22 protein-coding genes and 2 pseudogenes are annotated in these 24,047 nt (G+C 42.2%); 2 read left to right on the plus strand and 22 right to left on the minus strand.

What is annotated here, in order from left to right:
* Positions 1 to 908: 908 nt before the first annotated feature.
* The 11 genes and pseudogenes from AACQ83_RS03585 to trmJ form a co-directional block, all read right to left on the minus strand.
* Positions 909 to 1,301: pseudogene (locus tag AACQ83_RS03585) on the minus strand (enhanced serine sensitivity protein SseB C-terminal domain-containing protein); the annotation flags it as partial.
* Positions 1,302 to 1,366: 65 nt separating this feature from the next.
* Positions 1,367 to 2,662: an aminopeptidase PepB gene (pepB, locus tag AACQ83_RS03590; protein WP_112876328.1), complete on the minus strand. Its 1,296-nt coding sequence runs from the start codon at positions 2,660 to 2,662 to the stop codon at positions 1,367 to 1,369.
* A gap of 180 nt (positions 2,663 to 2,842) precedes the next feature.
* Positions 2,843 to 3,043: a Fe-S cluster assembly protein IscX gene (gene iscX / locus AACQ83_RS03595; RefSeq protein ID WP_112876329.1), complete on the minus strand. Its 201-nt coding sequence runs from the start codon at positions 3,041 to 3,043 to the stop codon at positions 2,843 to 2,845.
* Positions 3,044 to 3,061: 18 nt separating this feature from the next.
* Positions 3,062 to 3,397 carry an ISC system 2Fe-2S type ferredoxin gene (gene fdx, locus AACQ83_RS03600; protein WP_011147473.1) on the minus strand — a complete coding sequence of 112 codons (336 nt, stop codon included), beginning with the start codon at positions 3,395 to 3,397 and terminating at the stop codon, positions 3,062 to 3,064.
* Positions 3,398 to 3,399: 2 nt separating this feature from the next.
* Positions 3,400 to 5,250, minus strand: coding sequence for a Fe-S protein assembly chaperone HscA (gene hscA / locus AACQ83_RS03605; protein ID WP_112876330.1), 1,851 nt, complete (start codon positions 5,248 to 5,250; stop codon positions 3,400 to 3,402).
* Between the two features lie 11 nt (positions 5,251 to 5,261).
* Entirely contained in the window at positions 5,262 to 5,783 is a 522-nt protein-coding gene (gene hscB, locus AACQ83_RS03610; protein WP_112876331.1) for a co-chaperone HscB, read from the minus strand.
* 37 nt (positions 5,784 to 5,820) lie between these two features.
* Complete coding sequence (gene iscA / locus AACQ83_RS03615) at positions 5,821 to 6,144, minus strand: iron-sulfur cluster assembly protein IscA (protein WP_011147476.1); 324 nt, start codon at positions 6,142 to 6,144, stop codon at positions 5,821 to 5,823.
* Positions 6,145 to 6,246: 102 nt separating this feature from the next.
* On the minus strand, positions 6,247 to 6,633 hold the full coding sequence (gene iscU, locus AACQ83_RS03620; RefSeq protein WP_112876332.1) for a Fe-S cluster assembly scaffold IscU: 387 nt from the start codon (positions 6,631 to 6,633) through the stop codon (positions 6,247 to 6,249).
* A gap of 24 nt (positions 6,634 to 6,657) precedes the next feature.
* On the minus strand, positions 6,658 to 7,872 hold the full coding sequence (locus AACQ83_RS03625; protein WP_112876333.1) for an IscS subfamily cysteine desulfurase: 1,215 nt from the start codon (positions 7,870 to 7,872) through the stop codon (positions 6,658 to 6,660).
* 49 nt (positions 7,873 to 7,921) lie between these two features.
* On the minus strand, positions 7,922 to 8,416 hold the full coding sequence (iscR, locus tag AACQ83_RS03630; protein WP_112876334.1) for a Fe-S cluster assembly transcriptional regulator IscR: 495 nt from the start codon (positions 8,414 to 8,416) through the stop codon (positions 7,922 to 7,924).
* Positions 8,417 to 8,502: 86 nt separating this feature from the next.
* Positions 8,503 to 9,228: a tRNA (cytosine(32)/uridine(32)-2'-O)-methyltransferase TrmJ gene (gene trmJ, locus AACQ83_RS03635; protein WP_112876335.1), complete on the minus strand. Its 726-nt coding sequence runs from the start codon at positions 9,226 to 9,228 to the stop codon at positions 8,503 to 8,505.
* 133 nt (positions 9,229 to 9,361) lie between these two features.
* Between trmJ and suhB the strand changes: the two genes are divergently transcribed.
* Complete coding sequence (suhB, locus tag AACQ83_RS03640; RefSeq protein WP_112876336.1) at positions 9,362 to 10,165, plus strand: inositol-1-monophosphatase; 804 nt, start codon at positions 9,362 to 9,364, stop codon at positions 10,163 to 10,165.
* A 103-nt stretch (positions 10,166 to 10,268) separates the two neighbouring features.
* Here the strand turns inward: suhB and treC are convergent, their stop codons facing one another.
* From treC to glyA, 5 genes are all read right to left on the minus strand, one after another.
* A complete protein-coding gene (gene treC, locus AACQ83_RS03645; RefSeq protein ID WP_112876337.1) occupies positions 10,269 to 11,930 on the minus strand; it encodes an alpha,alpha-phosphotrehalase in 1,662 nt (553 codons plus the stop codon).
* 84 nt (positions 11,931 to 12,014) lie between these two features.
* On the minus strand, positions 12,015 to 13,436 hold the full coding sequence (gene treB / locus AACQ83_RS03650; RefSeq protein WP_112876338.1) for a PTS trehalose transporter subunit IIBC: 1,422 nt from the start codon (positions 13,434 to 13,436) through the stop codon (positions 12,015 to 12,017).
* A gap of 148 nt (positions 13,437 to 13,584) precedes the next feature.
* On the minus strand, positions 13,585 to 14,532 hold the full coding sequence (treR, locus tag AACQ83_RS03655; protein WP_112876339.1) for a trehalose operon repressor TreR: 948 nt from the start codon (positions 14,530 to 14,532) through the stop codon (positions 13,585 to 13,587).
* 72 nt (positions 14,533 to 14,604) lie between these two features.
* On the minus strand, positions 14,605 to 15,750 hold the full coding sequence (locus AACQ83_RS03660; RefSeq protein WP_112876340.1) for a 3-phenylpropionate MFS transporter: 1,146 nt from the start codon (positions 15,748 to 15,750) through the stop codon (positions 14,605 to 14,607).
* Positions 15,751 to 15,941: 191 nt separating this feature from the next.
* Positions 15,942 to 17,195, minus strand: coding sequence for a serine hydroxymethyltransferase (glyA, locus tag AACQ83_RS03665; protein ID WP_112876341.1), 1,254 nt, complete (start codon positions 17,193 to 17,195; stop codon positions 15,942 to 15,944).
* Between the two features lie 365 nt (positions 17,196 to 17,560).
* On the opposite strand from glyA, the pseudogene hmpA reads away from it, so the two are divergent.
* Positions 17,561 to 18,754 (plus strand): annotated as a pseudogene (gene hmpA, locus AACQ83_RS03670) (NO-inducible flavohemoprotein); the annotation flags it as partial.
* Between the two features lie 217 nt (positions 18,755 to 18,971).
* On the opposite strand, the gene AACQ83_RS03675 reads toward hmpA, so the two are convergent.
* The 6 genes from AACQ83_RS03675 to AACQ83_RS03700 all read right to left on the minus strand — a co-directional run bounded on the left by AACQ83_RS03675 (position 18,972) and on the right by AACQ83_RS03700 (position 23,651).
* Positions 18,972 to 19,238: a PAAR domain-containing protein gene (locus tag AACQ83_RS03675; RefSeq protein WP_112876343.1), complete on the minus strand. Its 267-nt coding sequence runs from the start codon at positions 19,236 to 19,238 to the stop codon at positions 18,972 to 18,974.
* 45 nt (positions 19,239 to 19,283) lie between these two features.
* Positions 19,284 to 20,006 (minus strand): Imm52 family immunity protein, encoded by a 723-nt coding sequence (locus AACQ83_RS03680; RefSeq protein WP_112876344.1) that lies wholly within the window; start codon positions 20,004 to 20,006, stop codon positions 19,284 to 19,286.
* Positions 20,007 to 20,018: 12 nt separating this feature from the next.
* Complete coding sequence (locus tag AACQ83_RS03685) at positions 20,019 to 20,783, minus strand: restriction endonuclease fold toxin 5 domain-containing protein (RefSeq protein WP_112876345.1); 765 nt, start codon at positions 20,781 to 20,783, stop codon at positions 20,019 to 20,021.
* Position 20,784: 1 nt separating this feature from the next.
* On the minus strand, positions 20,785 to 21,126 hold the full coding sequence (locus tag AACQ83_RS03690) for a hypothetical protein (protein WP_112876346.1): 342 nt from the start codon (positions 21,124 to 21,126) through the stop codon (positions 20,785 to 20,787).
* Entirely contained in the window at positions 21,123 to 21,530 is a 408-nt protein-coding gene (locus tag AACQ83_RS03695) for a DUF4123 domain-containing protein (RefSeq protein WP_240000682.1), read from the minus strand. Before AACQ83_RS03695 ends, AACQ83_RS03690 begins: the two co-directional genes overlap by 4 nt.
* Before the next feature lie 90 nt (positions 21,531 to 21,620).
* Positions 21,621 to 23,651: a type VI secretion system Vgr family protein gene (locus AACQ83_RS03700; protein ID WP_112876347.1), complete on the minus strand. Its 2,031-nt coding sequence runs from the start codon at positions 23,649 to 23,651 to the stop codon at positions 21,621 to 21,623.
* Between the last annotated feature and the right edge of the window lie 396 nt (positions 23,652 to 24,047).

The raw sequence follows: 24,047 nt of genomic DNA on the forward strand, positions 1-24,047 counted from the left end.
ATACTATTACCTATTTAACTATCCATATAGTGAAATTAAAAATTTTTATAAAATCATTATGAATAATTTTATAAAGTAACTATTCAAATAGAACACAAAAACAAATAAATTTAAAATGAAAAATTTATTCCAGAGTGACTGAATGCGCTTGAAAATAGAGAAAAAATAAAAATAAAAATCAACAAGTTAATATTAATAACAAATAACAAGCCAGTGAAATAAATAAAAAAATATATATTACCAGATAATGAATACTTTATCCGTTCTATAAATTTATTTCTGTGATAATTAAATTAAATTTATTTAAAAAATAGAAATATTAATTATGAATGATTTCATTGACTTAAAAAACAAGAGTTAATATATAATGGAGACACTGAATTATTTATAGGTTATTAGGATTTTAGTTTATTCGCCTCACAATTATCTTTGTCATTTAACTTATTATTCTTTATCTTTATAAAAAATATCTTTATTTTATATTGCCATTTTGGTTTTCATTTTATTATCTGCAATCACCGATTTAACATTGGCTCACTATATATATGAAATAAAACTGGATTACAATTATCATTTTCTTATTTTTAATTTATTGTATCTATTTGAGTTAAAAGAATATTTATAAAGTAATAATTAAAATTAAATTATTTTTCAAACAACCATCAATAAAAATAATTAAAATTTTTGTACCTAATATTTATTCACAAAAAAATACGGCAGTCAAAACTACCACGATATGGTGAATTATTACAAAAAAATTGAGAAATTAAACCATGCATTTATTAAAGTCCAAGCCCTATATTTTACCAGGCTCAGACTCTTTAATTTTTACTTGATTCAGTAATGGTTGTGGTAATAAATAGGAGACTTCAATTCTACCGACAACTATATTATCACCCGATAAACAGTCACTTATTCATAACCGGAATGCTTCCACGTAACCAACTGCCTAATTTACGCTGGTAAAATGGCTGCGTATGCTGAATCAAATAATGGCTGATGCCACTCTCTTTTTCATCAACCAAACAGAAGTCAATCGGCTCTTCTTCCGATGTGTATTCACAAGCAATAGTGCCCGCTTCATGGATCAGTTGTTCAATTTCGTCTGCGGTGCCATTTATTTCCAGTCCAATTAATAAATTGGGGTTTTCATCCACATTTTTATCATGAACTTGTATGATAAAAGCACGGCGAACAGGTTTACGTTGGCTAAATAAACTGACCAAAGCTTCAATGAGCTGCGAAGGATATTCTTCCGGTTGGCTAAGCGTTATTTTACTACCACTTGGAACATCAATCTCAACCGAAATTAATTCACTTAATGAACCCATACAAATCTCCAATCAGTTTTTTAGATAAAATAAATTTATTTCGCCTTCGCCAACAGCAAATTAGCAATCGAACGAACCCCATAACCTGTTGCACCAGCGGACCAATGTTCTACCGCAGATTTACGATAAGTTGCCGAGCAATCAATGTGAATCCAACCTTTTTGGTATTCTTCCACAAAATGAGACAGGAAAGCCGCCGCAGTACTGGCACCCGCAGCATGTGGTGGTGCAGCAACGTTGTTCAAATCAGCAAAATTCGATGGCAGTTGGCTACGATGGAATTCAGCCAATGGTAAACGCCAGAATAGTTCATTCTCAGATGCAGCCGCCGCCAACAGATCAGCCGCCAGTTTGTCATCAAAGCTGAGTACAGAGTGGTAGTCATTACCCACAGCCGTTTTCGCCGCACCGGTCAAGGTTGCCGCATCAATGATTAACTTCGCTTTTTCTCTGCTGGCATCAATTAAACCATCAGCCAACACCAGACGACCTTCCGCATCCGTATTCATCACTTCAACAGATTTGCCATTGCGGTAACGAATAATATCACCCAGTTTAAAGGCGTTACCACTGACCATGTTATCCGCTATGCAGAGGAACAGTTTAACCCGTTGTTTCAAGCCACGACTGATTGCCAGCGCCAATGCACCTGTCAGAGTTGCTGCTCCCCCCATATCCGATTTCATGGAATCCATAAAGGAAGATTGTTTCAGGCTGTAGCCGCCAGTATCAAATGTGACGCCTTTACCTACCAGGCAGGCAAATACCGGCGCTTGTGGGTTGTCAGTTGGGTTGTAATCCAACGCCAATAAGATCGGATCACGAGAAGAACCACGGCCAACGGTGTGAATACCCATATAGCCCTGTTCACGTAAATCTTCGCCTTTAATAATGCGATAACTTACTGACTCACCAGCCATACCACACATCAGATCAATCGCACGCTTCGCCAATTGTTCCGGCCCAAGCTCTTCCGCTGACATATTGATGGTGTCACGCACCCAATCAATAATTTTAATTCTGCTTTCCAGCTCCTGTTTTTCAGCCGCGGGCAATTGAGGCCATTCGATAGAGCGATTACCTTTTGGCGCACGGAACCCTTGCCAGAAAGCCCAACTTTTCTCCAAGTCCCAACCTTCGCCAACCAGAGCCACATGACGAATTCCCTGCCCGTCAATTTTACGCCCGGCACGTTGAACCACCCCTAATTTACCTTTACCAACCAGGTGAATCATCACCCCTTGCTCACTGGAACTAATCAGCGCTTTTTCACCCCAGCAAGCTGCTGCTGGTTCATAAGACAGTGTTATTGGCATGATTTGTTTGGTCATTCTTTTCTCACCTCTTATTATTACCGCTTAATGGCAGTAAGGAGCTTACTCAAGCTTCTACCTACATAATTCTTCGCCTGCCCGATATTCATCCTACAAAAAAACCGGCCAAAGCCAGTTTTTCAGAAGTTCAGCCTAACTTAAAACGATGACAGATAAATAACAAATTAATGCTATTTGTTATTCAAACTCATCCAACCAAACGAGAAGGATCGCTTCTAAAATCTTTTCATTGGATTTCTCAGGCACATCATCAAAATCGTCCAGCTCGCAAATCCACTGATGCATATCAGTAAAGCGAACCGTTTTTGGATCCACCTCTGGAAATTTGTCATATAGCGCTTCACCGATCTCACGGCTATTGGACCATTTCAGGCTCATTTATTTTTCTCCTGCCAATCAGTGCTCACGGGCATGGTTAATGGTGTATTTTGGAATTTCTACCACCAAATCTTCGTCAGAAACTTTAGCCTGACAACTCAGACGACTTTCCGGCTCTAGCCCCCAAGCTTTATCCAGCATGTCATCTTCCAGTTCAGAGCTCTCTTCCAGTGAATCGAAACCTTCACGAACGATACAATGGCAAGTTGTGCAAGCACAGGATTTTTCACAAGCATGCTCAATTTCAATCCCATTGCGCAATGCAACATTCAGAATGGATTCCCCCTCTTTGGCTTCCAGAACTGCGCCATCAGGGCAAAGATCGTTATGAGGTAAAAATACAATTTTCGGCATAATTAAATCTCGTCCACAGAATGGCCCGCCAACGCCCGACGAATAGATGAATCCATCCGGCGTGCAGCGAATTCCTGCGTTTGCTTATCCAGTTGTTTAATTGCGTTTTCAATAATTTCAGGATCATTGCCCTGAACGCTTTTTATAAGTATTTCTACGGCAGCATCAATTGCCGCCTGTTCTTGTTCACTCAGTAGATCGGCATCTTTTTCTAACGCACCGGTGACACTTTCCAGTACCCGTGCCGCTTCAACTTTTTGTTCTGCCAGTTGGCGCGCATTGATATCTTCCTGAGCATTCGCCATAGAGTCTTTTATCATGCGAGCAATTTCTTCATCAGATAAGCCATAGGAAGGCTTTACCTGAATAGAAGCTTCGACGCCAGTGGATTTCTCCAACGCACTGACACTCAACAAGCCATCAGCATCGACCTGGAAAGTAACCCGGATATGGGCCCCACCAGCCGGTAATGGCGGAATACCACGTAGAGTAAAACGGGCCAGTGAACGGCAATCACTTACCAATTCTCTTTCCCCTTGCACTACATGAATACTCATTGCACTCTGGCCGTCTTTGAAGGTGGTGAATTCCTGCGCTTTGGCAACCGGAATGGTCGTGTTACGTGGGATAACTTTTTCAACCAAACCTCCCATCGTTTCCAGCCCAAGTGAAAGCGGAATCACATCCAACAACAACATGTCGCTATCTGGCTTGTTACCCACCAGAATATCCGCCTGAATCGAAGCCCCCACAGCCACCACTTTATCTGGATCAATGGAAGTCAGCGGTTCGCGGCCAAAAAATTCACCAACCCTATGACGAACCAGCGGTACACGGGTTGAACCACCCACCATAACCACCTGTAAAACTTCATCCGCAGAGACTTCTGCATCTTTCAATGCCCGGCGACTTGCCAGTAAAGTCCGTTTTATCAATGGTGTTATCAGGGCTTCAAATTCGCAACGGGTGATTTTACCCTGCCAACCGGCAATGTTTATCTCTGCAATATCAGCATCACTCAAGGCGATTTTTACCTGAGTAGCCATATCCAATAGCTGACGTTGCAGACTATGGTCATCTCGATTATCAATCCCTGCCTGTTCACGTATCCAGTCAGCCAGTATCAAATCGAAATCATCACCACCCAGTGCGGTGTCACCACCGGTTGCCAGCACTTCAAAGACACCACGGCTTAGCCGAAGAATAGAAATGTCAAATGTACCGCCGCCTAAATCATAAACCGCAATCACACCTTCTTGACCAGAATCCAGTCCATAAGCAATCGCAGCCGCAGTCGGTTCATTAAGTAAGCGCAAAACATGTAACCCGGCTAAACGCGCCGCATCTTTTGTTCCCTGACGCTGTGCATCATCAAAGTAGGCAGGAACCGTGATCACAACACCGTCAAGCTTACCATCCAGTGTTTCTTCTGCACGCTGCGCCAGCGATTTAAGAATTTCAGAAGAAACCTGAATAGGATCGACCAAACCTGTTGAGGTGTTGATTAACGGCAACCCGTTTTCACTCGCTTGAAATTGATAAGGAAGATTTGGATAACGTTGCTGAATGTCAGCCAGAGAGCGTCCCATCATACGTTTTACTGAGCTGATGGTATTCGCAGGATCACACGCAGCCTGTTGACGGGCCCGCCAACCAATTTCAGGGCCCTTTTCATGGTAGCGAACAACCGAAGGAAGCAGGTCACGATCTTCACTATCCATCAATGTTTCCGCTTGCCCACTGCGAACAGTGGCAACTAATGAATGTGTCGTGCCTAAATCAATACCGACAGCTAAACGACGTTGATGTGGTGCAGCGGATAAACCCGGCTCGCTAATTTGTAATAAAGCCATATACGCCTTCCTTAAAAGTCGTCCAATAAACGTTCTTCTAGTTGCTCAACATGCTGTTGCAATTTATCCAAAAAACGTAATTTACGCACCGTATCGGCTGCTTGCTCCCACTGCTGTTCATCCAATTGCTGCACCATTAACTGATTACGGGTTTTAATCATCCCATTCAGGCGAGCGGCAAAATCAGCCAATGCCACTTCTGCATTGGTTTCACTGGCAATACATTCCAATTCTTCCCGCAACATAAGCTGTTCCATCAGGAAAGCATTGTCATTCATAGTGTGCTGTTCATTGGCTAAATCAAAACCATGCAGAGAGAGCATATATTCAGCGCGTTTCAGTGGATGTTTAAGCGTTTGATAACCATCATTGATAGTCACTGCCTGCTGCAATGCCAGCATTTTTTCACGCTCTGGCTGACTAGCAAAGCGATCCGGATGAAACTGACGCTGCAATTCTTGATAACAGCTTGCCAGTTGTTCACGATCAACAGCATAACGAGCCGGCAGCCCAAATAAAGTGAAATAGTCCATAATCTAAACTTACTCTGGATTTGGCCGAAAAACGGAATTAAACGTTAAAACTCTCTCCACAACCACATTCGCTGGAAACATTTGGGTTGTTGAATTTAAAGCCTTCATTAAGGCCCTCTTTAACAAAATCCAGTTCCGTACCGTCGAGATAGACCATGCTCTTGCCATCTACGATAACTTTGACACCCTTATCTTCAAACACAGTGTCATCTTCGTTAATCATATCGGCAAATTCAAGCAGATAGGCCATACCTGAGCAGCCTGATGTTCTGACGCCCAGACGCAAACCAACACCTTTTCCACGGTGACTCAGGAATGACGAAACGCGTTGTGCGGCACTTTCTGTAAGGGAAATTGACATACAACAACCTCACTTATTAAAACCAGCAAAGGCGGATACCGGATGGTATGTAACAGCCCGTATCCACCAAATTTTTTTCTATTTTCTTATTATCAAGGGCAATTATTTGCCCTGGCATTTACTTTTGTAATCCGCAATCGCTGCTTTAATCGCATCTTCTGCCAGAATAGAACAGTGGATTTTCACCGGCGGCAGTTCTAATTCATCGGCAATTTCAGTATTTTTAATCGCTTCTGCCTGCTCCAGAGATTTGCCCTTCATCCATTCAGTGACTAAAGAGCTGGAAGCAATCGCAGAACCGCAACCGTAAGTTTTGAAACGCGCATCTTCAATAATGCCTTCATTATTGACTTTAATTTGCAGTTTCATCACATCACCACACGCAGGGGCACCGACCATGCCGCTGCCAACCATTGGATCTTCACTATCGAAAGAACCGACGTTACGTGGATTTTCATAGTGATCAATTACTTTTTCGCTGTAAGCCATGTTATTACTCCTGAAACCATCTGATTAATGATGAGACCATTCGATACTATTTAGATCCACACCTTGTCTAAACATTTCCCACAGTGGAGAAAGTTCACGCAGGCGGCCAATAGATTTGTGAATCAATTCAATGGCGTAGTCGATCTCTTCTTCTGTCGTAAAGCGCCCTAAAGAGAAACGGATAGAGCTGTGAGCCAGTTCGTCATTCATCCCCAACGCACGCAATACGTAGGAAGGCTCCAAGCTGGCAGAAGTACATGCAGAACCCGAAGAAACCGCCAGATCTTTTAATGACATCATCAGTGATTCACCTTCAACATAGTTGAAGCTGACATTCAGAATATGCGGTGCGCCGTGCTCTAAATCTCCGTTAAGGAAGACCTCTTCGATATCTTTGATACCCTGCCACAGACGCAACCGCAGACCACGCAGACGCTGAGATTCACTCTCCATTTCCTGTTTGGCAATACGGTAAGCTTCACCCATACCCACAATCTGATGAACAGGCAAAGTACCAGAACGCATCCCACGTTCATGACCGCCACCATGTTGTTGTGCTTCAATGCGAATGCGGGGTTTACGGCGAACGTACAGTGCGCCAATCCCCATCGGCCCATAAATCTTATGGGCCGAGAAAGACATCAAATCAACTTTCAGTTTGGTTAAGTCAATTGGCAGTTTGCCTACGCTCTGAGTAGCATCAACATGGAAAATAATTCCGCGGCTGCGACACATTTCACCGATAGCGGTAATATCCTGTACCACGCCAATTTCATTGTTAACATGCATGATAGAAATCAGAATGGTGTCATCACGCACCGCGGCTTCCAGATCGTTTAAATCAATCAACCCGTTGCTCTGAGGTGCCAAATAAGTGACTTCAAATCCTTCACGTTCCAATTGACGGCAAGTATCCAGCACCGCTTTATGTTCGGTTTTGCTGGTGATGATGTGTTTGCCCTTTTTCTGGTAAAAATTAGCCGCCCCTTTAATGGCAAGATTGTCAGATTCCGTTGCGCCAGAAGTAAAAACAATTTCTCGCGGATCCGCACCGACTAAATCAGCAATCTGATTACGGGCAATATCAACCGCTTCTTCAGCCTGCCAGCCAAAACGGTGTGAACGAGAAGCGGGGTTACCAAATATCCCGTCCCTAGTCAGATAGTTCATCATCTTTTCAGCAACACGCGGATCAACCGGTGTCGTTGCTGAGTAGTCTAAATAAATTGGTAATTTCATTACTCACATGCTCCCTACTTCTAATACTTCAATTCATCACAAGTTCTGCTTATGGGCGCAGATTGACATTAATTGTTTCTTGTGCTCTGCCGTTAGGTGCACGGCGTTTATCGTTATCCTGGCGATCAGCAACGTCCAATACTTCTTGGTTATTGACCAATTCTTCTAAACTGATACTGCTCAGGAAACCGGTAATACGATCACTTAAATCGCGCCATAAAGCATGAGTCAGGCAACGATCACCGCCCTGACATCCTTCTCTACCCTGACAACGGGTAGCATCTACCGATTCATCAACAGCAAAAATCACTTCGGAAACAACAATTTCACTGGAATCTTTGCCCAATAAATAACCGCCACCCGGACCACGGACACTTGAAACCAGACCATTTTTGCGCAGGCGAGAAAATAACTGTTCAAGATAGGAGAGGGAAATACCCTGACGTTCAGAAATGTCGGCCAATGGTACCGGACCTTCTTGTGAGTGTAACGCCACATCAAGCATAGCAGTTACTGCATAACGCCCTTTAGATGTCAATCTCATAAATGAATTACCCCGTGGTGAAATATGAAGAAATTGTGTCATTCCTGAGTGTTTTAGTCAACTATTTAACCTAGTAATTTACTCAACTATTTCTTCGCCCATTTTTCAACGGAGGACAAGATGCCACGCAAAATATTCAGTTCCTGCGCTTCAGGCCGGGCACGGGTAAAAAGCCGCCTTAATCTATTCATTATTTGGCCTGGGTGTGCTTTTCGGATAAAACCAGAATCATTTAACACAGATTCGAGATGATGATAAAAGCGTTCCATATCATCAGATAATGGATATTCCACTTCATCGGTTTTTTGCTCATTTTTATCCTGACGCGCCAAATAGGCCATACGGATTTCATAACTAACAAGTTGAACCGCCATTGCCAGATTTAATGAACCGTACTCTGGGTTAGTTGGAATATTCAGATGATAATGGCACTTCTGCAATTCTTCATTGGTCAACCCTACCCGCTCACGGCCAAAAACTATGGCAACCGACGCGTGTACAGCCTCCTGAACACTACGCTCACCACATTCACGAGGCTCGACCACCGGCCATGATAACGTTCTGGAACGGGCGCTGGTACCAATCACCAAGCCGCAACCCGCCAGCGCTTTATCCAAACTATCGACAATCGTCGCATGACCAATAACATCACTAGCACCCGCAGAAAGTGCAATCGCATGAGAGTCTGGCAGAACCAAAGGATTAACCAGATAAAGATTGGTTAATCCCATTGTTTTCATTGCCCGGGCGGTTGACCCCATATTTCCAGTGTGGGAAGTTTCAACCAGGATAATGCGGATATTTTCTAACATGACAACTTCTGAATAGTCTGGATAATTATAAGAGTCAAATATCTTAACACAGCATTAGTCATTTTTCCGAATTACTGCTATACTACGCGCCGATTAATTACCCGTTCTTTAACATCCTGGTGGAAGATATCCCATGCATCCGATGCTGACTATCGCTATACGCGCAGCGCGTAAAGCCGGCAACTTAATTGCCAAAAATTATGAAACTCCCGATGCGGTTGAAGCTAGCCAAAAAGGCAGTAACGACTTTGTTACCAACGTTGACAAAGCCGCAGAAGCGCTCATTATCGACATTATTCGCAAATCTTATCCCAAACACTCGATTATTACTGAAGAGAGTGGCGAGCTGCTAGGCGAAGATGCTGATATTCAATGGGTAATCGATCCACTGGATGGCACGACTAACTTTATCAAACGCCTCCCTCACTTCGCCGTTTCTATTGCAGTACGCATTAAAGGCCGTACTGAAGTTGCGGTTGTTTATGACCCAATGCGCAATGAGCTTTTCACCTCAACCCGTGGTCAAGGGGCGCAGTTGAATGGCTACCGTCTGCGTGGTACCAATGCCCGTGATCTGGATGGCACTATTCTGGCAACAGGTTTCCCATTCAAAGCAAAACATCATTCCACTGTTTTTATTAATACTTTGGGTAAATTATTTGTTCGTTGTGCTGACTTCCGTCGTACAGGCTCCGCTGCACTGGATTTGGCTTATGTTGCGGCTGGTCGGGTGGATGGTTACTTTGAAATTGGCCTAAAACCGTGGGATTTTATGGGTGGCGAACTGTTAGTTCGTGAATCTGGCGGTATCGTAACTGATTTCGTTGGCGGTCATAATTATATTCATTCCGGCAACATTGTTGCAGGTAATCCACGCGTTGTTAAAGATATTCTGGCTGAAATGCGTAACGAATTATCAGAAGCATTGAAACGTTAATTCCAGTTAATTTCAAATAAGAATTGCAAGACGGTAATCAGGTAGACTGCAAAAATGCGGTCTACCCCGCTCCTGCAATATCATTTAGCAACAAAAACCATTGTTACCCCGCTAACCAGTAAACAGCTTCATAAGGCTGTAGCTGCATATCTTTTGCAGGTAAATGGTTTTCAGGATAGTTCCCCATCAATTTAACCCATGAACAATCGGATAAAGAAGCGTCCAGCGACCATTCCTGCACTTCAACACTGAGATTAGCAATAACCAACAACGTCTGATTTTCCCAACGACGCACATAGCACCAAAGAGAAGGATGAGATGGTAATAAGTCTTCATAGCTGCCATAAGTCAATACAGGATATTCCTTACGCAACTTGATTAAACGGGCATAACAATGAAAAACTGAATCATCATCCTGCATAGCGTTTTCAGCATTCACATCCTGGTAATCACTATTCAGCGCTATCCACGGCTCCCCTTGAGTAAACCCTGCATTAGCAGTCGTATCCCACTGCATTGGCGTTCGCCCATTATCACGAGATTTCTTCGCTAAGACTGATAAGATTTGTTGTTTATCATTGCCCTGCTCAATCTTCTCTTGATAAATATTTAAACTTTCTATATCCCGGTACTCTTCAATATGAGAGAAGTGAGGGTTAGTCATTCCCAGCTCTTCCCCTTGATAGATATAAGGGGTTCCCTGCATACCATGCAGTACCATTGCTAACATTTTAGCGGACGGCACCCGCCAAACACCTTCACCGCCAAAGCGTGAAACAATACGGGGTTGATCGTGATTACACCAGAACAGCGCATTCCATGCCCGTTCGTACATGCCTTGCTGCCACTTGGCAAAAATTTTCTTCAATTCAATAAAATCGGGTGGCGCTGCAACCCATTTTTCACCATTAGGATAATCGACTTTTAAGTGATGAAAAGCAAAAACCATCGACAACTCTTCACCATCTAATGAAGAATAGCGATGACAATGTTCCAGTGAAGTAGAGGACATTTCCCCGACGGTCATCACTCCGGTAGGCTGGAATACCTCTCTGTTCATTTCTTGCAGAAATTCATGAATACGCGGGCCATCAGTGTAGAACTGACGCCCATCCCCCTGAGTTGATTCAGGGAAATCTTGCTGCTTAGAAACCAAGTTAATGACATCCAGACGGAAACCATCAACACCAAGGCCAGCCCAGAATTCGCAAATCTTTTTCAGTTCAGCCCGTACGGGTTCATGTTCCCAGTTTAGATCAGCCTGCTCAACAGCAAACAGGTGCAAATAATACTGCTTGCTTGCTTCATGCCACGCCCAAGCATTACCACCAAATTTTGACAACCAATTATTAGGCGGGATTCCAGGTACCCCATCCCGCCAAATGTAATATTGCCGATAAGGGCTATCAATATCTTGCGCTTGTTTAAACCAAGGATGTTGAGTCGAGGTATGGTTGAAAACAATATCCACGATGACACGGATATCACGTTGATGTGCCTCATCAACCAAACGCTTAAAATCATCCATTGAGCCGTAAGCCGGATCAATCGCATAATAATCAGCGACATCATAACCGTTATCTACCTGTGGTGAGAGGTAAAAAGGCGTCACCCAAATAGCATCTACGCCCAGTTTCTTCAAATAATCAAGCCGGTAAGTAATGCCATTAAGATCGCCTGTTCCGCTACCCGTAGTATCCTGGAAACTCTTAGGATATATCTGATAGATGACGCCTTGTAACCACCACGGAATGATTTTGTCCATCAAAAACACCTTATTAATATATTTCCTGAATTGAATAACCAAATGGTTATTTTTATATCTGTTACTTGTGAAGATTTAACAGCATTATTCAACAGCTAACATACCGGTCATATTCTTCTTTCGATAAACAACGGTCGTGAGAATCAACGGAACAATGATGGCGACAAGCATAGCTAATGCGTAAATTAGCCAAAATTGCGGCTTGATCGAAAGAATACCTGGCAGCCCACCCACGCCAATACCGTTTGCCAATACACCACTCAACCCACAAATCAACCCAGCTAAACCGGAACCAATCATGGCACAGAACATAGGAAATCGATATTTAATGTTAATACCGTACATTGCCGGCTCAGTAACGCCCAAATAGGCGGAGATAGCCGCAGGTACGGATAATTCACGTTCATTATGCTTCTTACTGACTAAAATAATACCAACAACCGCCGATCCCTGAGCAATATTGGATAATGCAATAATAGGCCAGATCGGTGTTCCACCTATACTTTGAACCATCTGCATATCTATAGCTAATGTGGTCTGATGTATACCGGTAATCACCAACGGCGCGTAAAAGAATCCAAATAAAGCTGCACCAATAGGAGCAAAACTTCCGGTCATCAACGCCTTAACAACCCAAGCTACCCCATCACCAAGTAACCGACCAAATGGCCCAATAAGACTATGTGCTAAAAAGGTTGCCAATATTAACGAGACTACTGGAACAATCACCAAATAGAGATAACTAGGAACCACCCGTTTTAACTGAACTTCAATCCACCCCAAAGTAATACCCGCCAAAAGTGACGGAATAACCTGCGCCTGATAACCCACTTTTCCAATCGTGAACAGGCCGAAATTCCATATATCAGGGATTTGTTGCCCTAAATAATAAGAGTTCATTAATTGCGGCGAGACCAGTGTTATTCCCAATATAATGCCTAATATCGGTGTTCCACCCATCATCCTAACCGCCGACCAACAAATACCCACTGGCAGATAGAAGAATATTGCCTCTCCTAGCAGCCATAAAAAATCATATATCGTTTTCCAAATAGGATATATTTGAGCTAAAGTTTTGCCTTCACTAAAAGGAATATCACCAATAATGTTACGGAAACCTAGAATAAGCCCACCGCTAATTAATGCTGGTAAGAGAGGAAAAAATATTTCCGCAAACTTAGAAATGAAGCGCTCTTGCCATTTCATGTTTTTCTTCTCAACCTGCTGTTTATCTTTTTTATTCAATTCAGATTGACCAAGATAACGATTTAAAACCTGATAATAATCACCAACATTCGTGCCTATCACTACCTGGAATTGCCCTGCATTGGTAAAACAGCCTTTAACCATCGGCAAATTCTTTATCTCATCCGGCTTGGCTTTAACTGGTTCAACTAATATAAACCTCAATCGGGTAATACAATGAGTTACACTGGCTATATTTTCACAACCACCGATTAATGTAATTAGTTTTTCTATATCTTTAGAATTTATTTTGTTTTTCATAATAGCCAGTCATCATAAGTTAGTATCAATTACTAATTAGCATGCTTAGTAAACTAATTTTATCCTAATATCATTTGGTTATGCTTGTCATGGGAACGTTCCCAAAAGTGGGTTGAAGATCACATTGAGACGGAAATATTTCTTATTTTTAAGCCAACTTACTCGGAATGATTACTTGTTGTTTTGGGTATTGACGATTTATTTGAGCAATTAATTGACCAACCGCATATTTACCCGCCTCACCATAACCCAAATCAATAGAAAGCGTGTTAGGGTATAAAAAATTCAATAAAGGTGTATTACCAATGCTACCTATTTGTATATCTTCCCGATTATTTTGCTGCAAATATTTATATGCACCTAATGCCAAACTATCGGTTGCACAGATTAAAGCTGTCGTTTTCTCTCTCAATACCTTATTAACATGCTGAAACCCACTCTGATAGCTTAAATCACATTGAACAGCAAGCGGAAGCAAATCTTGCTGTTCACAACAAGTTAGATAAGATTGATGGCGAAGAAAACCTGTCGTGGTATCACAATCATCTACGCCAAGAAAACTAATATCTCTGTGCCCCCGCTGATAGAATTCATTCATCAATAAACGAACAGCACCAATATCGTCATAACATACAGAAGAAAAACCTGTATATTCACGGGCAAATACCACCATTTTGTCACGCCAAGGGAAGAGGGACTCTTCTGACAATCCGGTAAAACCGAACAAAATAATGCCATCTGCATGACGTAATGCCAACTGACGTAGATGTTCCTGTAAAAGCTGTGGATCAAAATTACTTTCCATAATAATGGGGTCGTAACCATGCTGGTAAAACAGGGGTAACATAGTACTTATCGATAAATTCTCTGAAAAAGATCCCAGACGCGACACAACTAAGGCAATGATTTTGTCACTCTTTATTCGCATCGCTCTTGCTGATTTAGATGGAATAAAATTATTTTGTTGGATAATCGTTTCAACTCTTTCACGTGCTTGTGGGCTTACACTATTCTCATTGTTTAATACTCGCGAGACGGTTGATTTACTGACATTAGCCAAGCGAGCGATATCTTTTATTGTTAATTTATTCAACATGATATCTCATAAAAATCTTATTGAGGCATTTAGTTTCTTACAAAAATATTGTAAGAAACTAAATGTATATTGTTAATAATTATGAGCTTTAACCTGTGGTCGTACGAAAATAGCAGGAAAAGCAACCAAAGCCATCATCCAGAAAATGCCACTGTGCAGATAATCATACATAAATCCAGCAATTACCGTCATGACAGCGATACCTCCCCCCATTGCCAACGCGGAATAAGCCGCCTGTAAACACACAATTTCCCCTTCTCTTCTTGCACCGATAAAACGCATCGCTGCCAAATGGCAGACAGTGAACGTACCACAATGCAAAATTTGAACGATAATCAACACTGGTAATGAGGTGAATGTTCCCATCAATCCCCAGCGAACAACGCCACATATGCCAGAAAGCAGCAAAAGATTACGAGCATTCCAACGCCGAAATAATTTATTACTCAAAGTAAAAATAATAACTTCAGCCACTACGCCCAATGACCAGAGATAACCGACTACCGAGGCAGAATAGCCTGCATTTTTCCAGTAAATCGCACTGAAGCTGTAATATCCCGCATGAGCCGCCTGCAATAAAGCGACACATAACAGGAACCGACATACCGGTTTTTCAGACAACAACTGCTTAAATGACACAACATCCACTTTGGCGGATTTGACTTCACCAACAGGCATGATAGAGGGCCTAAGTAATGTCACCAACAACGTAGAGAAGACGCTAAACAATATCGTGATGAGGATGGCACGATGTCCCCAGACAGAGATCAATTCCCCGGTTAATGCTGAGCTGATAATAAAGGCAATTGAACCCCAACCCCGTATCTTGCCGTAATCAAAAGGAAATTGTTTTTGCCATGTTCCCGCCAGCGCATCACTCAATGGCATCATCGGCGAAAAAAATAGATTGAAGCCAACCATGACGAACAGGAGCCACGCCCAATGATTTCCTAATGTAAAGCCAACGATGAAAATAAAGGTTATCAATGCTGATATACGTAGCGCAAAAATAAGTTTTGCGGGATCTTTAACTGTAGGTGCGATTAATAAACTGCCCAAGAAACGGGAAATCAAACCTGCACCCAATAGAACCCCTATCATATCGTGCTCTATACCTTCACCCTGTAGCCAAGTTGCCCAGAAAGGTAAAAATATCCCGTAAGAAAAGAAATATGTGAAGTAATCTAACGCCAGCCAGCGCGTCGATCGAATAACCATTAGTCCTCCCTGGTAAAAAATGCAAAAAACCCGCCCTTACCTAACTTGATTAGCTCAAGAAATTAAGATACTGAGAGTTATCTTGAAGTAGATATTCCCGGGGGAAAATCCACGCATCACTCCTCAATATCCCACTTAAGCAAACAATGTTAGCCGGAGCAGGTTTTGTAATGACTTATTGAAATTTTAATTTATGCGTAAACCGGATATCTTGCGCAAATAGCCAGAACTTTCTGCTTAGTTGTTTCAATAGTCGCTTCATCATTGATGTTGTCCAATACATCACACATCCAGCCAGCCAATTCACGCGCTTCTGCTTGTTTAAAGCCACGGCGGGTAATCGCAGGCGTACCAATACGCACACCAGAAGTTACAAATGGGCTCTTCGGATCATTAGGCACGCTATTTTTGTTTACCGTAATGTTGGCTCGACCCAACGCAGCATCGGCATCTTTACCAGTGATGTCTTTATCAACCAGATCCAGCAGGAACAGGTGGTTCTCTGTACCGCCAGAAACTACTTTGTAACCACGTGCCAAAAACACCTCAACCATCGCTTTCGCGTTATCAGCAACCTGATGTTGATACGCTTTGAACTCTGGTTCCATTGCTTCTTTCAATGCCACCGCTTTGCCTGCAATCACATGCATCAGGGGTCCACCCTGACAGCCAGGGAACACTGAAGAGTTCAGCTTCTTATACAGATCTTCGTCGCCGCCTTTCGCCAAGATCAAACCACCACGTGGACCCGCCAGTGTTTTGTGCGTCGTGGTAGTCACGATGTGGGCATGAGGAACTGGGTTAGGATATACTCCTGCGGCAATCAGGCCGGCAACGTGTGCCATATCAACGAACAAATAAGCACCAATGCTGTCTGCAATTTCACGCATTTTTGCCCAGTCAACCACACCGGAATAAGCCGAGAAACCGCCGATAATCATCTTTGGCTGATGTTTTTGAGCTTGTGCCGCGATATCGTCATAATCGATTTTACCGCTTTCATCGATGCCGTAAGGCACAACGTTATATAACTTACCAGAGAAGTTAACCGGAGAGCCGTGGGTCAAATGACCGCCATGTGCCAAATTCATCCCCAGAACCGTATCGCCCGGTTGCAACAAAGCCATATAAACTGCCGCATTCGCTTGAGAACCAGAATGTGGTTGAACATTGGCATAATCAGCACCAAACAGCGCCTTAGCACGATCGATAGCTAATTGTTCAACAACGTCTACATATTCACAACCACCGTAATAGCGTTTACCCGGATAACCTTCGGCATATTTGTTAGTGAGTTGAGAGCCCTGTGCCTGCATAACTCTTGGGCTGGTATAGTTTTCAGAGGCAATTAATTCGATATGTTCTTCCTGACGAACAACTTCTTGCTCCATCGCCTGCCATAGTTCGGGATCATAACTAGCAATATTCATTTCACGCTTTAACATTGGGTTCTCCTAACTCAGCTAACTTCTCTTCAAACAACACCCCAAGGGGCCGAATGGCACACAGTGTAAACCCTTTTCACCTAATGAGATAGTCTTGACAAAATATTTTACGCAAACGATTGCATATCGATTGCAAGCAAAGTATCTGCTCCAAAGTAGGGTAATGAAAATTACGCTCCATTTTTCCTCTTTGTCAGAATTTACGGCCCAAAGAAGTCCCTTCCTTAGTACAAATATCCATTATGACTATTTTTTTACCATAAAGACCACATTCTATATTTACAAGGCCCCCAAAAAAGTATAAGTTGCATTTTAATTACATGTTATAAATTTCATTACCCACTTGAAAGAAATTCAGGAGCTTCACCATGCTGGATAGCCAAACTATTGCAACTGTCAAATCAACGATTCCATTACTTTCTGCTACTGGCCCAAAACTGACTGCTCATTTTTACGAGCGGATGTTCAAGCACAATCCTGAGTTGAAAAACATTTTTAATATGAGTCATCAACTTAATGGCGATCAGCGTGAAGCTCTGTTCAATGCGATCTGCGCCTATGCAGCCAATATTGATAACCTAGAAGTACTACTGCCGGCAGTGGAAAAAATTGCTCATAAACACGCCAGTTTGAATATCCAACCAGCGCATTATCAGATTGTCGGTACTCATCTGTTGGCAACATTGGATGAAATGTTCCAGCCGGGAAATGAAATTCTGGATGCCTGGGGAAAAGCTTATGGCGTGCTCGCTGATGTTTTTATCAATCGTGAAGAGCAAATCTATCATAGCGGAGAATCAACAGATGGTGGCTGGCGTGGCTTACGTCCATTCCGTATCAGCCGGAAAGAGGTAAAAAGTGAGGTAATTTGCAGCTTTGAATTTATACCACAGGATGGCGGGAAAGTGATGGATTACAAACCTGGTCAGTATCTGAGCATTTATCTGGAAGATGATAATTTTGCTAACCGAGAAATTCGCCAGTATTCACTGACGGCAGCCCCAAACGGTTCCAGCTACCGGATTGCGATTAAACGTGAGCCACAAGGAATCGTTTCCAACCATATGCACGATAAAATGCAAGAAGGCGATACCGTCTGGCTGGCCGCTCCACGCGGTGATTTTTTCCTTGATATTAAACCAGAAACGCCGGTTACTTTGATTTCTGCGGGCGTTGGCCTGACACCCATGATGAGTATGTTGCATCACCTCCACCAGCAAAACCATAATAGCCAAATCAACTGGTTACATGCGGCGGAACACGGCGGCCATCACGCGTTTAGCAATGAAGTCGCAACGATGGCGCAGGCAATGCCGAATTTTGACAGCACAATTTGGTACCGCGAACCAAGGAATGAAGATCAACAAGGTCTTCATTATCAACACAAAGGTTTTATGGATCTGGCAGTTCTGAATGAGGCATTGAAAACAGAAGGAATGCACTTCTATTTCTGTGGTCCAGTTCCCTTTATGCAATATGTAGCGAAACAGTTATTGGATATGAGAATTGATAAACAATTTATTCACTATGAATGTTTTGGTCCACACAAAGTGATTTAAATTTTCAGCTTAATATTAAAAACGTTATACAGTGATAATAGCCAATAAAGTGAAGTGAACAGAAACTATCTTTAATTTATAGACTCTGATATTCAATATTCATCTGTATTGAATGTGCTTAATGTGACCGAAAAAACCAATTCATCACTATTTTAGAGACCTTATGGCGTTTGTTTATCATGGAGCCCGTCCCAATTGGACGTCAGCTCCATTGATTTCAAAAGTCATGGGTAAATTTACTCTGACTGGCAATTAATTTTGCTCCACAGGCTGTTTGCATTCCTTCAAGCGCAATAGGTTTTCCTTTATATTTTAAAGAACCAGCACCCTGAATAATAGGAAATACACCTTGACATTGAGGACACTCGACCAAATCTTCTTGACCTGCTATAGGAACACCATTGTGAGTATATTCATCAATAGCGGTAATAACCTTACCGCCATGATCTGTCGTATCGCCTAACAGAATAACCGCTTTTGACATGAAAGTTCTCCCTCGTTTTTCGATTGGTAAATAACATCACTCCCATTAAACTTCGGTAATTAATGGCAGTAATCCCAGATTCACCAACTGAATTTCAACATCATTGGATTTATCAATATCATCCTGATCTCTTCCATCAAAAATGCCTTTTTTGGTAATAATCAAGCTGCCAACCTGTTCATTATTTTGATACACAGGAAGCACATCCTCCGCCATAGGAAGATAGGATTTATCAATAATGCGGGGCTGGTAAAGCATCCAACCAACACTGAGGCGATCAGGGAAAACTTGTTTGCCTTTTAAGGTATAGCCGTTAGTTTCCACTTGAATATAAGGAAAATCACGACTGGCAGCTAAGTATTTAACTAAATCAATTAATCGGATGACATCAAGTTGATGGCTGTTAATACTTAGATTTAGTTCCAGCCAAACCCAGTTAGGGCTGGCAGTTCGCATTTTTTTATACATAATACCACTATCTAATTCATCCTTTTCACCATCCCATATCCCAGTAATAAGCGCTGGAAAATCTTTTTTATAATCTTTTTCAAAATCTTTTATAGCAACCTCAGTTGGCCCCTCCTCATCGAACACAATATATTTTAGAGCATCCTTTCGGGAGTAACCAGTTAAGTACCAAGTTTTTTTCAGGTTAAAAAAGACATCAATTTGACGTGTAATATGAAACAAATCTATCAACGCAGTATGGGCGGTAATAGTTTCCTGCTGTTCATAACGTACATTGATTTTTAAATGAATTATTGTCATGTTGACCTCGAATTAAAAGAAACTATCGCAGGGGGTATAGTGAACACTGATATTTTTATGATCACTAAATTGCACTTTAAAATATTCATAACTAATCGGCTGTAAAAAGTGCCATTCCACATGAGGGGTACCATCCAAAACGTTACAGACTGTTTGATGCCTTTGGGCTTGCCTTATGGCTGAAAAAACACCTTTCCACCATTTCTTAGGTTCCTCATCACTCTTAAAAAACTGGTCATACCGCGCTTTAGCCTCCAGAAACAGGCAATATGCTGGCCGCCAGCCATCAAACGTCACTTTCAGGCATTGAAATTCCTGGATCATTTGTGTGACCGGGTTATATTTAGTTTTCGCAATAAATCGCTGATAGTTAATCGTGATAGCGCTCCAGCGACTAACCTTACGATATTTTTCACTTGTCACCGGAATAGCAAGGCAAGCCTTGCACGCTTTTTTAGTTTCCGTTTTTTCACATTCTTCCGTTTCAGACTGGGCTTTAGTTTGAACCGCACTGGTATCAACAAATTCATCCCCTAAATCATCATCCTCCCAAAAATCCGCATGCGCTTCGGCGCTCCAGACGATATTTCGATCTTCGTCGGTGATTTCAGGGCTTATCACAAAATCCGTTTTCTTATGGTGAATGTCGTCATCGTCTATAACGGATTTATCTTTACCGGCTTCCATAATACCGACTGCAATTAATACCCCGGCACAGGCGCTTGCGACATATTCAGCCGCACCCACGGCGACAGGGGCTAATAACGGTATTGGCATATTAACGTCTCCTGTTTATCTTATTTTTTGCAATACAAAGAATATCTTTAAACTGCTGCTCGGATTTTTGGTCAGGGGATTCCAAGGCTGTCTTGATTGGCAAGGCGTGCTGAAAATCAGGATTAAACGCAACCAGAGATAAATAGGATTGAATCAAATATTTATCCTGAAAGTTTAATGTCAGCAAATAATCATAAGCGGCCATTAGCCGTTCGTTCAGCGAAGATGGGGAAGGAATTAAACCCGCATGTTTGGTAAGAAGTTCAGCCTGTATACGATCAATCACCGTCTGTTTTTCCAGTTTGGTGATAATATCAAATTGTTCCTGAGTCAATTCAATCATAATGGAGCTCCTGACACCGAATAATAAGTGGTATTGTATTGATAAACCCATTTATCAATACAATGCGTAAATGCAGACAATTGCTCATGGCTAAAAATGTCACTGATGCGATGCAAAATACGGGGATCATAAAAACGTAGCAGTGCCGCCTGTTTTGTCGGCAATTGAATATTCAAATATGGCACAAGATGGTGGGTCAACTTATCTAATGATAGAGCGGTTAACAGCCATGATACTGCCGGATATGTTTCTTCAAGGGTTGATAATTTATCTTGCCACTGATGAGCGTATTCCATATCAAACAGCCACGGGCCTGCAAACGCAACTTTTGAATCTGGATAGTGCCGGAATAGTGGGTTGTTGATACCCGCGATATAATTAATTTCTTCACCAAAACAGCTCATATTGCAAACCATTCACCAACGCATAAAGCCGAACGCCGAGATGTTCTTTCTGATAATTAACCAGTTTTTCGCTTAATTCAGGTGTCATAATTACCCCCGGATAACGGTTATTGCTTCTTCAAGCTCAGCTTTCATCAAACAACTGAGACAAATTTCTTTAAGTAGTGCTTTAGCAACAGGAGTGGATATTTCAGCGCTGACCTGTTTCAGTTTATCCAGCATATCCGGCAGTTTTCCTCCCCAACCCGAACCTGTGCCCGGTGTTCCACTGGCAAAACTAATCCCGGCACTACTGCTGATACCACTGGCATCAATTTTAATAAAATGCCCCGCAGCCTGTAAGGTGAGCTCACTGCCGGCATCAATAACCACCTTCGCCCCGGAACTGAGATGAATTTCATTTCCACTTTGTACCAACAACGCATCGTCAGCTTTGATATGAAGTTTTTGCCCGGTTGAAACGGAAATATCATGCTTCGCCAGAACACGATATTCATTATCAACACGTAAGTGAGCGTCGTGTTTAATATGATGAGTCCGATTATGTGCAATATTGACCATTTCATCGTTTAAAATCTCAGTTTTCATATTCTTCTGAGCATGAATATAGATTTCTTCATCGCCTTTATCATCGTCAAAACGCAGTTCATTAAACCCTTCCCCTTTATGGGTTTTTGATCGGATTAACATTTGCGTTTTTGCCATCGGTAAACGGTTCGGTGGGATATTGACGGCATTATAGGTTCGTCCAGTAATAATCGGCTGGTCAGGATCGCCATGCATAAAATCAACCAGCACTTCCTGACCAACACGCGGGATGGTAATCATTCCCCAACCGTGTCCAGCCCAAGCTTGGCTAACTCTTATCCAGCAAGAACTTTGATCATTAAGCTTGCCATACCGATCCCAGGCAAATTGCACCCGTACCCGTCCATATTCATCACAAAATATTTCTTCTCCCTCTGGCCCCACCACGGTGGCAATTTGCAGGCCATCAATACTTGGCTTGGGGTAAGGCAAGGGACGCCATACCCGGTTGGGACTACCAAAGGTAAAACCATTCGTCAAAGTCGTCCCTCTGCTATCAAAATGAGATTCATCTGCTTGAGGTTGATGGCCACGGTGAGTAATTTGGATTATTTGCCACGGTGCATTAAATTTTTCTTTCGGATGATCAGTAAGCGTAAACCACATGCCCGGCAAGAGAGCAAAACTGTCACTTTGCCCACTGCCGAGCAAAGCATCATTACGCAACGCCTCCAACCGGTACTGACTTATCCGTTGCCCATTTGCATCTTTATAACGTCCAGGAAAGTCATAGTAATAGTAGCTATTTAAATCCGAACGCTGATTATTGATGTACCTATGGTTCTCATGGAACTGAAAATCAGCATACCACCGGGGATGTTTAAATGTGTAATCTCTCACCGAAACTTCAGCAATGCCCACCCTTTCCCCCCAACGAAACTGGCTAATGCAACACTGGTTGCCGGTGGCATCAAGTTCTGGGTTGTAGGGCAGTGAAAGAGAGCCATTCTTGGCATAAGAGTCGACAAAAACCATTGTCGGCTCGCCCTTACCCTGATCAAAGTGATAGTAATAAAAGATCCCTTCATCAGCTAATAGACGCTGTAAAAAAGCCAAATCACTCTCATCGTACTGAACGCAGAATTCCCGCGCTGGATGTTCATAACGCAATAGACAAGAGAATTGACGAACGCCATTTTCTTTCAATAACCTATCAATAATATCGGTAACGGATTTATTCTGAAAAATACGGGAGTTAACCCGCAATCCGGCACGCCACAAGGAAGGATGGAGGGTCAGGTAGTAACAACTACGATAACGGCCCGTTGTTTCCTGCACAAAATGAGTCACAATCCCGGTGATATAACGCTCAACCTGCCCGTCACGATAAACGGTCAATGTAGCGTATTTATCCAGAACATCCGCAAAATCAATGTCTGGATTGGCACAAGTTAGTGTGGCTTGCAAACTGAATAGCGTTGACAAGGCTTCATTCAGTGTAAATTCACCCACAGCAAAAGTTTTCACAGGGAGATTACCGGCTGTGAGAGTAAAAACAAGTCCGGTTCGTTCCACATTAAGATCATTAACCATAAGCACTATTACCTATAATTGAGTTGTCAGTCCGCAATATACCCACACGAAATGATCACAAAAGAATCAATTATGATGTTTTTTAATCAATCAGGCAATAAGATCATAAGAAAATATGATGAAATACAACATTGGCACCACAGTGGAGTTTGGTAACTTTCAAACGAACTTTCAGCAACTCTGTTATCATCCATATCCCAAACAGCACCATGTGACATAGATGCTTTGATTATCTCAAGCATCATCTTTAATCGGTTTTTTAAAGATAGCCTTAAATTCTCCCAATAAATTTAAATTGATAATAGTCATTGAGGTTAGATGATTGATAATTGATTTAAAACACATTCAGCAATTGAGAAAATATTGTCACGCATCAATATGATGCGTAATTTACAA

The sequence above is a fragment of the Photorhabdus sp. S10-54 genome (assembly GCF_963878145.1).
Taxonomy (GTDB): Bacteria; Pseudomonadota; Gammaproteobacteria; order Enterobacterales; family Enterobacteriaceae; genus Photorhabdus; species Photorhabdus kayaii.